Annotated in this window: 12 protein-coding genes; 3 read left to right on the top strand and 9 right to left on the bottom strand. The window is 69.9% G+C overall.

Going from position 1 to position 13,674, the window contains the following annotated elements; translation table 11 throughout:
- Positions 1-213: 213 nt before the first annotated feature.
- Both ACFIF2_RS13190 and ACFIF2_RS13185 read left to right on the top strand, forming a co-directional pair.
- Positions 214-1,227, top strand: coding sequence for a helix-turn-helix transcriptional regulator (locus tag ACFIF2_RS13190; protein WP_395572791.1), 1,014 nt, complete (start codon positions 214-216; stop codon positions 1,225-1,227).
- The gene (locus ACFIF2_RS13185; protein ID WP_395572790.1) at positions 1,224-2,219 is read left to right on the top strand and encodes a LuxR C-terminal-related transcriptional regulator; all 996 of its coding nucleotides are present in this window, start codon (positions 1,224-1,226) and stop codon (positions 2,217-2,219) included. Before ACFIF2_RS13190 ends, ACFIF2_RS13185 begins: the two co-directional genes overlap by 4 nt.
- Here ACFIF2_RS13185 and ACFIF2_RS13180 read toward each other — a convergent pair.
- Positions 2,170-3,216, bottom strand: a complete 1,047-nt coding sequence (locus ACFIF2_RS13180) for a LuxR C-terminal-related transcriptional regulator (RefSeq protein WP_395572962.1) — start codon at positions 3,214-3,216, stop codon at positions 2,170-2,172. The genes ACFIF2_RS13185 and ACFIF2_RS13180 overlap by 50 nt on opposite strands.
- Positions 3,217-3,521: 305 nt before the next feature.
- Here ACFIF2_RS13180 and ACFIF2_RS13175 point away from each other — a divergent pair, with 305 nt between their 5' ends.
- Positions 3,522-4,253: a DNA-binding response regulator gene (locus ACFIF2_RS13175; protein ID WP_395572789.1), complete on the top strand. Its 732-nt coding sequence runs from the start codon at positions 3,522-3,524 to the stop codon at positions 4,251-4,253.
- 298 nt (positions 4,254-4,551) lie between these two features.
- Here ACFIF2_RS13175 and ACFIF2_RS13170 read toward each other — a convergent pair whose 3' ends face one another.
- The 8 genes from ACFIF2_RS13170 to dnaK form a co-directional block, all read right to left on the bottom strand.
- Positions 4,552-6,720: a hypothetical protein gene (locus ACFIF2_RS13170; RefSeq protein ID WP_395572788.1), complete on the bottom strand. Its 2,169-nt coding sequence runs from the start codon at positions 6,718-6,720 to the stop codon at positions 4,552-4,554.
- Positions 6,717-7,403, bottom strand: coding sequence for an ABC transporter ATP-binding protein (locus ACFIF2_RS13165; RefSeq protein WP_395572787.1), 687 nt, complete (start codon positions 7,401-7,403; stop codon positions 6,717-6,719). Before ACFIF2_RS13165 ends, ACFIF2_RS13170 begins: the two co-directional genes overlap by 4 nt.
- Positions 7,404-7,524: 121 nt before the next feature.
- The gene (locus tag ACFIF2_RS13160) at positions 7,525-7,905 is read right to left on the bottom strand and encodes a hypothetical protein (RefSeq protein ID WP_395572786.1); all 381 of its coding nucleotides are present in this window, start codon (positions 7,903-7,905) and stop codon (positions 7,525-7,527) included.
- Between the two features lie 176 nt (positions 7,906-8,081).
- On the bottom strand, positions 8,082-9,200 hold the full coding sequence (locus ACFIF2_RS13155) for a sugar ABC transporter substrate-binding protein (RefSeq protein WP_395572785.1): 1,119 nt from the start codon (positions 9,198-9,200) through the stop codon (positions 8,082-8,084).
- Positions 9,201-9,375: 175 nt separating this feature from the next.
- Positions 9,376-9,831: a heat shock protein transcriptional repressor HspR gene (locus ACFIF2_RS13150; RefSeq protein WP_395572784.1), complete on the bottom strand. Its 456-nt coding sequence runs from the start codon at positions 9,829-9,831 to the stop codon at positions 9,376-9,378.
- A 5-nt stretch (positions 9,832-9,836) separates the two neighbouring features.
- Positions 9,837-11,030 (bottom strand): molecular chaperone DnaJ, encoded by a 1,194-nt coding sequence (dnaJ, locus tag ACFIF2_RS13145; protein ID WP_395572783.1) that lies wholly within the window; start codon positions 11,028-11,030, stop codon positions 9,837-9,839.
- A gap of 30 nt (positions 11,031-11,060) precedes the next feature.
- Positions 11,061-11,732: a nucleotide exchange factor GrpE gene (grpE, locus tag ACFIF2_RS13140; RefSeq protein ID WP_395572782.1), complete on the bottom strand. Its 672-nt coding sequence runs from the start codon at positions 11,730-11,732 to the stop codon at positions 11,061-11,063.
- Positions 11,729-13,585: a molecular chaperone DnaK gene (dnaK, locus tag ACFIF2_RS13135; RefSeq protein ID WP_395572781.1), complete on the bottom strand. Its 1,857-nt coding sequence runs from the start codon at positions 13,583-13,585 to the stop codon at positions 11,729-11,731. The genes grpE and dnaK overlap by 4 nt, the downstream gene beginning before the upstream one ends.
- Positions 13,586-13,674 lie beyond the last annotated feature (89 nt).

Below are 13,674 nucleotides of genomic sequence, written 5' to 3'. Positions count from 1 at the left end.
CGGAGAGGCCGGACAGCGTACCCATGGCCACAACGGCGGAGAAGGCGACAACAAGCACCGAGCGAAGCATTCTGATACGCATAGTCGGCTTCGTCCTCACTTGATGGTCCCTCATTCCCCCGTCGGATAAGACGATGGCTCATTCGGGCACGTCATGGCCACACAATCGGTGCATCATGTTCCTGCACGTTCAGGACCCTGGGGGGTGGAGATTTGGTGACAAAGTGGACTAATTGGGATCATCCCCATACAGGAACCGAGCTGTGCCCGGAAGGAAGCCGCCTCTACGCGAGCGCCCTCAGGACCGGGCGCATACCGAGAACAGACGTCGAGACGACCTCGTGCCTGACGGAACTCGGCCTCCTCCACCCCGATCCGGACGACGCCGACTGGATGCGCCCGGTGCCACCGTCGATCGCCCTGGCCCAACGGCTCAATCCCATCGAACGCGAAATCACCGAGCAGCGCCGGTTGTCCATAGCGATGGCCGAACTCTTCGAACCGTTCATGGACATCAGCACTCAGCAGGCAGGCCCTGCGCACTCCATCACGGTCCTGGAAGGCCTTGACCGGATCAACGCGGCACTCGACCTGGCTACCGCCCAGTGCCAGACCGAGATGCTCACCGTCCAGCCGAGCGGCCACCGACGCCCTGAGAACCGGCTGCTGGAGGGCCTGGAACGCGACAAGCCGCTCATCGAACGAGGTGTGCGGATCCGTACGCTCTACCAGCACACCGCACGGTTCAGCCCCGACCGGCTCGCCTACGCCGATCACTTCAGCGAGGGCAAGGTCGAGTACCGCACCATCGACGAACTCGTGGAGCGCCTCATCATCTGCGACGAGTCCGTGGCCTTCATCCCTGTCCGCGACGACCGACAGGTCGCCCTGGAACTCCGTCACCCGGGCCTCGTCCGGTACCTGATCAGGGTCTTCGAGTTCATCTGGAGCCGCGCCGTCCCGCTCACGGCGGGCGCTCCCTACGAGACGGCCCCCGACGGCATCACCGACATCCAGCACTCCATCGCGAAGCTCCTCGTAGAGGGCCACGTCGACGAGGCCATCGCTCGCCGTCTGGGCATGAACGTCCGGACCTGCCGTGCCCACATCGCCAAACTGGCCCTGGCACTGGGCAGCGGCAGCCGGGCCCAACTCGGCTACCTCATAGCGCAGTCCGGCATCCTGGAGCAGGAACGGCAGGGCCTCGCGGGAGAAGGCGGCGCATGAAGGAAGGGACGCACCGGCACACGGACGAGGAGCTGTGCGAGGCGGCCCTCGCCCTCTACTCCCGCGCCCTGCGCGAGGGCCATGTACCCGGTGCCGCTGCGGACGCGGCCCCCTGCCTGCTCGACATCGGCCTGTTGCACCCGGCCGTCGACGACCTGACCCGACTGGAGCCCGTCGCCCCCACCGTCGCTCTGCAAAGGCTGCTGCGCAAGTCCGAGGACCGCATCGCCGATGAACGGCGGCGCGGGCAGCACCTGGCCGACGTGTTCGAGCCCCTCATACGGCAGGGCATCCGCAACGTTGGGGGCGAGGAGACCTTTCCCCTCAGGCTCCTGTCCGGCAAGGAACGTACGACCAGGGCCATCGCCGACGCCATGACCGAGGCGAGGAGCGAACTGCTCGCCATCCAGCCGTACGACCCCGACCTCAGCAGACGTCCCGAGGTCTACGAAGCAGCGATGGAACGGGACCAGGCATTCCTGGACCGCGGTGCCCGCATCCGTGCGTTGTACCAGCACACGGTCCGGCACGCCCCCTACACACGCGTTCGCTACGAGCACCTCACCGGGGACGTGGAAGCACGCACGCTGGACGAGATCACCGAACGCCTCATCATCGTCGACCGCACCGTCGCCTTCATCCCCGCCAGCCCCGACCGCACCCTCGCCCTCGAAGTACGCCACCCCGCCCTGGTCGCCTACTTCGTCAACACCTTCGACCGCCTCTGGCATCTCGCCACCCCCATGCACCCCCAAGCCGTCCAGCAGCCCACCCTCAACGGCATCACCCCCCGCCAACGCGCCATAGCCACCCTCCTCGTCGAAGGCCACACCGACGCCGACATCGCCGACCGCCTCGGCATGAACGTCCGTACCGCCCGCGTCCACATCGCGAAACTCGCGGCCACCCTCGGCAGCGAGAGCCGCGCTCAGCTCGGTTACCTCATCGGGCGGTCGGGGATTCTCGACCAGGAGCCTGATCGGGCAGGCTGATCGCCGGCGGCAGGGGCGGGGAGCCGTCCAGGCCGGCCTGGGCGATGCGGACGCCGAGCTGGGTGCGGCTGGCCGCGCCCAGGGTCTCCGAGAGGCGGGCGATGTGCGCGCGGGCGGTGCGGACGCTTATGCCGAGGCGCTCGGCGATCACCGCGTCCTGGTGCCCTTCCGCCAGCAGCGCCGCGATGGACTGCTCGCGGTGGGAGATGCCCTCGATGCCGGTGTCGGGGAGGGCGGCGGAGAGCGGGATCGCGAGGCGCCAGAGGCGTTCGAAGACCGTGACCAGGTAGGCGACGAGCGCGGGGTGCCGCAGTTCCAGGGCCATGGTGCGGTCGGTGTTGGCCGGGATGAAGGCGACCGTGCGGTCGAAGAGGATGAGGCGGTCGATGACCTCGTCCAGGGTGCGGGCCTCCACCGTGTCGCCCATCAGCTCCAGGTAGTTGAGCAGGCCCTGGCCGTGCCGGGCGACGTGCGTGTACAGGTCCCGCATCCGCACCCCGCGCCCGCGCAGCGCCAGCGCCCGGTGCAGGCCCTCCGACAGCTCCGCCTCACGCCGGATGCCGCCGGGCTGCACGGTCAGGACCTCCGTCGTGCACGCCTGCGTCGCCTCGTCCATGGCGGCCTGGATACGGGCCAGCCCGTCGAGGACCCTGATCGCCGAACTCTCCGTCCCGGCGGAGGAGTGGATGAGCCGGCCGAGCCCCGCGTACCACTCGAAGGCCTCCACCGCCGACCCCACCCGCCGCTGACTGGCGCTGACCTCGTCGTGGACCCCGCGCAGCAGGCGCGTCATGACCTCCTGCGGGGAGGTCGGCACCAGCCAGTCCATGTCATCGGGGTCGGGGTGCAGCAGGGCCAGTTCGAGGAGGCAGGGGACCGGCTCGGCGTCCCGGCGGGGCACCCGGCCGCGGCGCACGGCCCGGGAGTACACGCGGTCTCCGGCCGCGCACAGCCGGTCGGCACCGTGTGGATGCTCTTGAGCCCCGTGCCCGGCCATCGCCCATCCCACCCCCGGTTCCGGCTCCTCCGCAGCGCCACTATGCGCGGCCGGGACCGGCTCCGCAACACGGCTCCTCCCCCGCCGCCGGTGGATATGCAACGTCATGACCCTTTACGCACGCCCCCCGGTTCCGCTCGTTGCAACAAGCTGAAGGTGTCGCGGAGTTGTACGCAGCGTGCATGCTGGGTGACGGCGGAGCATGACCGGCTCCGCCTGCCGTACTGAGCCCGCCCTGCCGTCACGTGGGCAAGGCCAGGGACCCGGACGGCGCGTGGGGGTGCGCATGGGGGAGGACACAGATCGTGATACGCGTAGGCGTACTCGGCCGGGAGCCGCTGGAACGGGCCGGGGTCAGACGTGTGCTGGAGGAGGACGTCAGGATCCGGATCGTCTGCGAGCACTCGGACCCGGCGTCCCCTGTGATCAGGACGTCCCGTCTGGACGTCCTGATCAGCAGTCACCGCGGTGCGGACGAGGCACTGGACGCTCTCCGGCGACCAGAGCCGGCCTCACCGGGTACGACCGACGCCCCGGACTTCGCTCCCGCACACGTCGTACTGGTCGACTCCTTGTCGGAACACGGCACACGCATGCTGCTCCGCCACGGAGCGCGCGGGATTCTGCTGCGCGGCAACTCCGTGCGGCACCTGCCGTGGGCGGTCAGGGCAGCCGCCGAAGGCACGGTCGCCCTCGGACCGGTTGCCGCCCGGTTCCTCGTCGATCAGTACGTCCGACCCGGACGCATCGCGGACGCGGTGGTCGCCGCGCGGGGGATGCTGAAGAAGCTCAGCGCCCGTGAGCGGGAGATCGCCCGGTTACTGGCGGAGGGCGCCTCGAATCCCGACATGGCCGAGGCACTCGGGATCAGCGCGCACACGGTGAAGGACCATATCCGCGGGGTCTACGCAAAGCTCGGTGTCGACAACCGGGTCCAGGCCTCCCGGATCGTGTGGCAGGCGCAGATCCCCGAACAGCCGACGGCGAGCGCACAGGCGCGGGTCTCCGTCGGCTGCGCGGATCCGCAGGCGCCGTGACGGCGCGCGCGGCGCCCGTCCGCGGGGCGGCGGGCACGGGGCACGGCGGTGGCGAGGTCAGCCGTCGTACGGCGGAGGCGCCGTCCGCGGCTCTCAGCGACGTTGAGGACGTCCGTCAGGCTCTCCACGGGACGGCGGGTGATCAAGCGATTGAGCGGAGTTCGTCCACTGTGAGACCTGGCGTGTCTGCGACCATCGGACGCGCCAGGTCCACCACGGCGGCTGTCGAGCTGGACGTGGCGCCGAGCACGGTGCGGAAGGCCGTGGCGGCTCTCCGGGCGGACGGACGGCGCCTCGCCTAGTCGTTGCGCGGGCGCCACGCCAGTCCGGCTGCTGAAGCCGTACGCGCACCCCACCAGGCCATCACCGCGGCGCACGCCAGTCCGCTCGCCCCCACCGCCGACAGCGTGGACAGCCTGTCGGCGGAGTCGGCCATCAAAGGCGTGGTCACGTACCAGGTCACGCCGACTGCCGCGCCCACGGCGAAGGCGGTGGGTGCCAGGAGGGACCAGACGGAGACCGCGTAGTACACGCGGCCGTTGCCGCTCAGCACCGAGACTGGGCCCAGTTCACGGCCCGTGCGTACGAACTGGGCCACCGAGCCGACGCCCGCCACGATCACGATCACCAGCACGCCCGCCACGGACAGCAGTTCCAGCCACTGTTGTGCCGCGATGCCCTCCCCGCTGCCACCGAGGGTGCCGGTCATCGCGAACACCTGGACGTTCGTCGCCATCGCCACGTGCGCGTTGGCGGCCTGATGCACCCGCGACGGCGACAACTGCCGTCCGTCCTTCGCCAGCACGACCAGAGCCGGCTCCGCCACGGTACGCAGGGTCTCGGTGACGTCGCCCGTACGGGCGTGGAGACGTTCCCCCACCGACCGCTCCAGCTCGGCCACCCGCGCCAGCCCGGCGTGACGGGTTCGCAGTTCGACGGGGGTCGCTGCCGGACAGGTGACGCCGAGGACCCGCCAGACCGGGCAGTCCGCGACAAGGTCGGTCCGTCCCGATCGGGGGTCCCTCGTCACGGCCAGAGCGTGCACTCCCGGCCCCAGATCCCGTTCGAGGGCCGCTACGTCGGCGGACGTCGTGGAGAGGGTCGTCGACACGCTCAGCACGCTGGTGCCCAGATGCTCCTCCACGGCGTCGACCCGATCACTCATGTCCGTGAACAGACTGATCGCGATCTGCCCCTGAGCCGCCAGGCCGACCGCGATGACCACCGCGGCCACGAGCCGCGCGACGGGACGCGCCCCCACGGCCAGGCGTCGGCCCGCGACCAGCATGCCCACCCGGCCGCGCGCGGCGCCGAACCCGGCCAGCACGGGCCCGGCCGCCGACACCACAGCACCGGCCACCACGGGCAGCAGCGCGATGGTGACCGCACTGCCGGCGGCCAGAACCGGCAGACGCAGGTCGTACGGGGCCAGATCGGTGCCCTGGACCGTACCGAAGAGAGCTACGGGGAACAGCCACAGCACCCACTCGCGGCGCCGTCCGGCAGCCACGGGCCGGGTCGAGGCACCAGGCCGGTAGCGCGGCTGGAGTAGCACGACGACCGCCAGAACGGCGAGCGGCACGCCCAGCACGGCGCCCATCAGGCCGGGCAGCGCGGCCCGGGCGTCGGGGACGTGCAGCACGAAGTCGACGACAGGCAGTGGTATGTCGGTGAGGAGCACGGGTGCGACAGCGAGGACCGCCGCCGACGCCCCGAGGGCCACGGGCGCGTACGCCTCCCCCACCGTGAACCAGGCCCGGGCTGTGCCGGAGGCACCCAGCGCCGTCAGGATCGCGGTCCGCCGGTCCCGGGCCGCGGCACCGACCCGAGCGGCGATCACGACGAACAGTCCGGCCGGGAGACCCACCAGGGCCAGATAGGCCCAGTAGAACTCCTTCGAGCCGAAGTTGTACATGTGCTCCCCGAGCGAGGGTGTCCAGGAGACGCCGAATCCGGACACCTCGGTCATCGCATCCCGGTCCAGGCGCTCAGCTGTCGGCCGTGCGTACGCGAAGTACTCGCTCGGCGACTCCAGGCCGTCAGGCGCGATGGTGCCCACGGCCTCTCCGTACTCGCTGCGCACCTGGGGGCCGACGGCCTTCAGTGCGGGTGAGAGCACGGCCTCACCGGGCTTCGGCCACCGGCTCAGTCCTGGCGGCAGGGGCGCGGCGGGGGTGAGCGGCTCGACGTAGACCACGTCGTACTGGCGGTCATCGACGCTCGCGAGCGTCGCCCGCCATAACAACGTGGCGGGCGCTCCGGGGGCGGCGGTCTGTGGCCAACGAGCCTGGCTTCGCTCGGCACGACCGTCGAAGGACGCTGCCGCGAGCAGGAACCCGCAGACGGCGAGGGCCGCCACGGTGGTCGCGGCGAACAGCGCGAAGTAGCGGATGCGGCCTGCTTCGGCCGCCCGGGACGCCGCCCGCCCCATCCGCAGCAGTCGACGTCGCAGGCCGCCGCCGTTCACCGCGCCCCCTCGGCCTGGACCAAGCGCCCCTCATGCAGGTGCAGCCGCACGTCGGCGCGTCCGGCCACCGTCGGATCATGTGTGACGACCACCAGGGCGCATCCGTGTTCTCGCGGAGTGCTGAACAGCAGGTCGGCCACGGCTTCCCGCTGTTCGCCGTCCAACGCTCCCGTCGGCTCGTCCGCCAGCAACAGTTCAGGGGTGTTGACCAGGGCACGGCCCACGGCGACACGCTGCCGCTCCCCGCCCGACAGGTCCTGCGTGGAACTGGCCTCGGGCACTCCGAGGCGGGTGAGCAGCGACGCGGCACGGGATCGAGCGTCGGTGACCGTGACGCCGGCCAGCAGACTCGCGATCATCACGTTCTCCACCGGAGTGAGCTCCGGGAGAAGCTCACCGAATTGGAAGACCATACCGACGTGCCGCCGCCGGTGGGCGGCGAGAGCCCTCGCGGACATCCGGGTCACGTCCTGTCCCGCAACCTCGACGCGTCCGGACTGGGGGCGGATCAGCCCCATGACACACATCAGCAGGGTGGACTTGCCGCTTCCGGATGGCCCCATCACTGAGACGGAAGTGCCGGCGGGAACGGCGAGATCGGCGCCGGCGAGCAGAGTCCGGCCGGACACGCCGTAGACCACCTCGCTCAGTCGCAGAACGGGTGGGGCAGAGGTTGAGGACACGCGGAGCTCCCTTGGTCGGTGGGAATCGCTCGGTTCGGACGACGCCGACAACGCACGCCTGACCGAGAGGCCGGTGAGGCCCCTCGGTCAGGCGGTGATCAAGCCGGGCGGACGCAGCTCGTCAGTTCGAGTACCAATCGGTGTGCCAGTCGGGCAGGTTGTTGCGTGACACCGTGCCGCGTGCCTTGAAGATCTCCGAGGCCCTGCTGCTCTCGACCGTGCCCCTGTTGCCGTCGTTGTCCGACGGCCCGTCGGGTCCGTCCTTGTTCCAGAGGTTCAGCTTGGTGCCCGAGTGCGCCACGCGGTAGTACTCCGCCTTCACCCAGTAGCTCGACCCCGTGTCCTTGAGGTTCATGATCGAGCGGTTGCCCTCGGTCCAGAACTGGAGCTGGCCGCTGTAGGAGTGCGGGCCGATCTCGTACGCCAAGGCAGGCGTTGCCGTGCTGAGTGCCAGGGCCGCGATGGCCCCGACCCCCAGCCGTCGTGCGATTCTGACGTTCACCGAACTCGTCCCCTCATCTGGCGGAGTTCCCGACCGCGGTGGGCAGCCGGGACGGAACCGCACGAACGAGAACGGTGCGGCTCCAGTGACTCCCAGCCTGCTCCGGGACGATCAGCGGGATAATCCACCTGTTGGGGGGTATTTCAGAAGACGCGCCCTGAAGAGGGGATGCCGGCCTACTTCAGCCCGATCTTCGCGCAGTCCTCCGCGTACTTCGCCGTGCAGATGTCGCTGGCCTTGTAGAAGCCGTCCGCGATGACCGTCTCGTCGATGTTGTCCCGGGTCAGGGCGACGACGGGGACCAGCTGCGCGGGGATGCCCTTGGTGGTGGCGCTGTCGACCTTGTCGCGGGCGAGGGCGTCGAACTGGATGTCCCGGCCCTGGACCCGCGCCACGGCCATCTCCGCGGCGTGCTCGGCCTCCTGCGGGTAGGACTTGTACACGCTCATGTACTGCTCGCCGGTCACGATCCGCTGCACCGCCGCGAGTTCCGCGTCCTGGCCTGTGACCGGGGGCAGTTCGGTGACGCCCGCGGCCTCTAGGGCCTTGATGACACCGCCGGCCATGCCGTCGTTGGCGGAGTAGACACCCGCGATGTCGCCCGCGCCGATCTTCTCGATCGCCTCGGCCATGTGCGCCTCGGCGTTCTCCGGCTTCCAGTCCTCGGTGTCGTAGGTCTGGGCGATCGTCACCTTGCCGTTCAGCTGGGACAGCGCCCCGGCCTTGAACTGCTTGGCGTTGGGGTCGGTGGGCGAGCCGTTCACCATGACGATCTTGTCGGAGCTGTCGGCGTCGTCGCCGAGCGCCTCGATGAGGGAGCGGCCCTGGACCTCGCCGACCAGCTCGTTGTCGAAGGAGATGTACGCGTCGATCGGGCCCTCGGCCAGCCGGTCGTAGGCGATGACCGGGATGCCGGCGTCCTTGGCCTTCTGCACGCTCTCCGCGATGCCCTTCGCGTCGACCGCGTCCAGGACGATCACGTCGACCTGGTCGTCGATCATCTGCTGCATCTGGTCGGCCTGCCTGGACGCGCTCGTCTCGGCGTTGGCGTACTTGACGGACCCCTCGTCGCCCGTGAGCTCGGCGACCTTCGCCTTGAAGAAGGGGTAGTCGAACTGCTCGTAGCGCGTGTTGGCCTTCTCGGGGAGCAGCAGGCCCACAGTGATGTCGTTGCCCTTGGTGGGGCTCGCCTCGTCACCGCTCTCCGATGCGCCCAGCACACCACAGGCGGCCAGCGAGATGGTCATCATGGACGCGGCCACGGATATGGCGATGCGACGGGCACGGCTGTTCACTGCGCTTACCTTCCGACACACGGGTGTTGCAAGAGACCCAGGTGAAGGAAGCCAACGCTGTCTTCACGAAATCGTCAAGAAGTCCCAGAGCAATGAGACATCAACGTTGCGAACCGGCCCGGAGGGTCCGCGGGGACTCCCGGGCCCGTCGCCGTCTTCCGCGCGGCGCGAGGGGTCAGTCCGCCGACTGACCGTGCCGCTTGGGGCGCCACACCACCAGCGCGCTGGTCTGCTGGACCTCCTGGTAGGGGACCAGGTCACGGCGGTACGACGCGTGCACCGCCGCTTCCCGCTGGCGCATCGCCGTCGCGGCACCGTCGAGGGCGTCCTGCAGCTCGGCCATGCGGGCCTGGAGCGCGGCGACCTGGTTCTCCAGTTCGATGATGCGCTTGATTCCGGCCAGGTTGATGCCCTCGTCCTGCGACAACTGCTGCACCTGGCGGAGCAGTTCGATGTCGCGGGCCGAGTAGCGCCGGCCGCGCCCGGCCGTGCGGTCCGGGGAGACCAGGCCGAGGCGGTCGTACTGGCGCAGGGTCTGCGGGTGCAGACCGGAAAGCTGGGCCGCCACCGAGATGACGTAGACCGGGGTGTCCTCGGTCAGTTCATACGGGTTGCGTCGACGACCGTCCATTCCCGTCAAGCTCCCTTCGCGGCCTGGAACAGCTCCGCCCGCGGATCCTCGTCCGCGGTCGCCTCGCGATACGCCTCGAGCGCGTCACGAGCCTTCCCCGTCAGGTCCTTCGGAACACTCACCTCCACGGTGACCAGAAGGTCACCGCGGGTGCCGTCCTTGCGGACCGCTCCCTTGCCCCGGGCGCGCATGGTGCGGCCGTTGGGCGTGCCCGCCGGCAGCTTCAGCGTGACGGGGGGGCCGCCGAGGGTCGGGACCCGCACCTCGCCACCGAGGGCGGCCTCGGCGTACGTCACCGGCACGGTGACGGTGAGGTTGTCGCCCCTGCGGCCGAAGACGGAGTGCTCCTTGACGTGGACGACCACGTACAGGTCGCCCGCCGGTCCGCCCCGCTCGCCGGGCGTGCCCTTGCCGCGCAGCCGGATGCGCTGCCCGTCGGAGACCCCGGCGGGGATGCGGACCTGCATCGTCCGGGAGGACTTGGCGCGTCCGGAGCCCTTGCAGATGTCGCAGGGGTCCTCGGCGATCAGGCCGCGGCCCTTGCAGTCCGGGCACGGGTCGGTGAGCGAGAAGCCGCCGCCCGAACCCCGGGCGACCTGCCCGGTGCCGACGCAGGTCGGGCACACGCGCGGCGTGCCGTTCTTGTCGCCGGTGCCCGAACATGCCTTGCAGGGTGCCTGCGAGGACATCCGCAGCGGGACCGTCGCGCCCTCGATGGCCTCCGTGAAGCTGAGCGTGACCTCGGACTCGATGTCCTGGCCGCGCCGCGGCTGGGTCCGCGTGCCGGTGCCGGGACCGCCACCGGTGCGGTTGAACAGGCCCCCGAAGACGTCGCCGAGGCCGCCGCCGAAACCGCCGGCGCCCTGGCCCCCGCCCTGGGCGCCGCCTCCGAAGAGGTCGCCCAGGTCGAAGTTGAAGGTGCCGCCGCCGCCCGCGCCCGGCCCCGGACGGAAACCGCCGTTGCCGAAGAGGGCGCGGGCCTCGTCGTACTCCTTGCGCTTCTTGGGGTCACCGAGGATGTCGTTGGCCTCGGAGATCTCCTTGAAGCGCTCCTCCGCCCTGACGTTTCCCTTGTTGGCGTCCGGGTGGTACTCGCGGGCGAGCTTCCGGTACGCCTTCTTGATCTCGGCCTCGGTGGCGTCCTTGGGGACGCCGAGGACCTTGTAGTAGTCCTTCTCGATGAAGTCCTTGGTGCTCATCCCCGACGTCCCTCCTTCCTCGCTTCAAGCTCAGCCCTCGTCCGGGCCACCGCTCTCCTTGTTGTCCGCGGACTCCGCCTGCGCCTCGGTGCTCTCCTCGGCCGGCTTGGCCGTCTGCGCGCCGGGCTGCGGCTCGGCCACCGCCACCCGCGCGGGGCGGATGGTGCGTTCGCCGATCCGGTACCCGGGCTGCAGAATCGCCACGCACGTCGTCTCGGTGACGTCCGGCGCGTACGAGTGCATCAGGGCCTCGTGGATCGTCGGGTCGAAGGGCTCGCCCTCCTTGCCGAACTGCTGGAGGCCCAGCTTGGCGACCGTGGCCTCCAGCGACTCCGCGACGGACTTGAAGCCGCCGACCAGCTCCCCGTGTTCACGGGCACGGCCGACGTCGTCGAGTACGGGGAGCAGCTCGGACAGGAGGTTCGCGACGGCGACCTCCTTGACCGCGACGCGGTCCCGCTCCACCCGGCGGCGGTAGTTCTGGTACTCGGCCTGGAGGCGCTGGAGGTCCGCCGTGCGCTCGTTCAGCGCCGTGCGCACCTGGTCCAGCTGGGCCACCAGGCCCGCGTTCTCGCTCGCGTCCCCGGCCGGGGCCGCGCCCTCCTCCGAAGAGGGGGCGGCGGCCTGCGGCTCGGCGTCGTCAGGGGTGGCGCCGGAGGGGACGTCGGGCTTCTCCTCGAAACCCGGGGTCTCCTCCGTCACGCGGCACCGTCCTTGCGCTCGTCGTCCACGATCTCGGCGTCCACGACGTCGTCGTCGCCGCCCTTGTCACCGGCCTGGGCACCCGCGCCGGGAGCCTCGCCGCCGGCGGCCTGCGCGCCCTGGGCGTCGGCGTACATCGCCTGGCCCAGCTTCTGCGAGACGGCGGCGACCTTCTCGGTGGCGGTGCGGATCTCGGCGGTGTCCTCGCCCTTGAGCTTCTCCTTCAGCTCGGCGACGGCGCCCTCGACCTCGGTCTTGATCTCGCCGGGGACCTTGTCCTCGTTGTCCTTGAGGAACTTCTCCGTCTGGTAGACGAGCTGCTCGCCCTGGTTGCGGGACTCGGCGGCCTCGCGGCGGGCGTGGTCCTCCTCCGCGTATTTCTCGGCCTCCTGGCGCATCCGGTCGACCTCGTCCTTCGGCAGCGAGGAGCCGCCGGTGACGGTCATCTTCTGCTCCTTGCCCGTGCCCAGGTCCTTCGCGGTCACGTGCATGATGCCGTTGGCGTCGATGTCGAAGGCGACCTCGATCTGCGGGACGCCGCGGGGCGCCGGCGGCAGACCGGTCAGCTCGAACATCCCGAGCTTCTTGTTGTACGCCGCGATCTCGCGCTCGCCCTGGTAGACCTGGATCTGCACGGAGGGCTGGTTGTCCTCGGCGGTGGTGAAGATCTCCGAACGCTTCGTCGGGATCGTCGTGTTCCGCTCGATCAGCTTGGTCATGATGCCGCCCTTGGTCTCGATGCCGAGGGACAGCGGGGTGACGTCGAGGAGCAGGACGTCCTTGACCTCGCCCTTGAGGACACCGGCCTGCAGCGCGGCGCCGATGGCGACGACCTCGTCCGGGTTGACGCCCTTGTTGGCGTCCTTGCCGCCGGTCAGCTCCTTGACCAGCTCCGCGACGGCGGGCATGCGGGTGGAGCCACCGACGAGGACGACGTGGTCGATCTCGGACAGCTGGATGCCGGCGTCCTTGATGACGTTGTGGAACGGCGTCTTGCAGCGCTCCAGCAGGTCGGCGGTCAGCTGCTGGAACTGGGCGCGGGTGAGCTTCTCGTCCAGGTGCAGCGGGCCCTCGGCGGAGGCCGTGATGTAGGGCAGGTTGATCGAGGTCTCGGTGGACGAGGACAGCTCGATCTTGGCCTTCTCGGCGGCCTCGCGGAGGCGCTGGAGGGCCATCTTGTCCTTGGACAGGTCCACGCCGTGGCCCGACTGGAACTGCTTGACCAGGTAGTCGACGACGCGCTGGTCCCAGTCGTCACCACCGAGGTGGTTGTCACCGTTGGTGGCCTTCACCTCGACGACGCCGTCGCCGATCTCGAGCAGCGAGACGTCGAACGTACCGCCACCGAGGTCGAAGACGAGGATGATCTGCTCGTCCTTGTCGAGGCCGTACGCCAGCGCGGCGGCCGTCGGCTCGTTGACGATGCGCAGGACGTTGAGGCCCGCGATCTCACCGGCCTCCTTGGTGGCCTGGCGCTCGGCGTCGTTGAAGTACGCCGGGACGGTGATGACCGCGTCGGTCACCTTCTCGCCCAGGTAGGACTCGGCGTCCCGCTTCAGCTTCTGCAGCACGAAGGCGCTGATCTGCTGCGGGTTGAAGTCCTTGCCGTCCAGGTTGATCTTCCAGTCGGTGCCCATGTGGCGCTTGACCGACCGGATGGTCCTGTCGACGTTCGTGACCGCCTGGCGCTTGGCCACCTCGCCGACCAGCACCTCGCCGTTCTTGGCGAAGGCGACGACGGACGGCGTGGTCCTGGCGCCCTCGGCGTTGGTGATGACGGTGGGCTCGCCGCCCTCCAGAACGCTGACGACGGAGTTAGTCGTGCCCAGGTCGATGCCGACCGCACGTGCCATGGTGAATAACCTCCAGCGACTTGAGTGGAACAGGCTCAAGTGTGCATGACGCGGATCGCTGGGTCAACAGAGGTGAGTCGGGCAGACTC

This window comes from Streptomyces sp. BK79 (genome assembly GCF_044142145.1).
GTDB lineage: Bacteria > Actinomycetota > Actinomycetes > Streptomycetales > Streptomycetaceae > Streptomyces.
The sequence above is the reverse complement of the archived record's forward strand: the minus strand, read 5'-3'. Positions and strand labels throughout refer to the sequence as shown.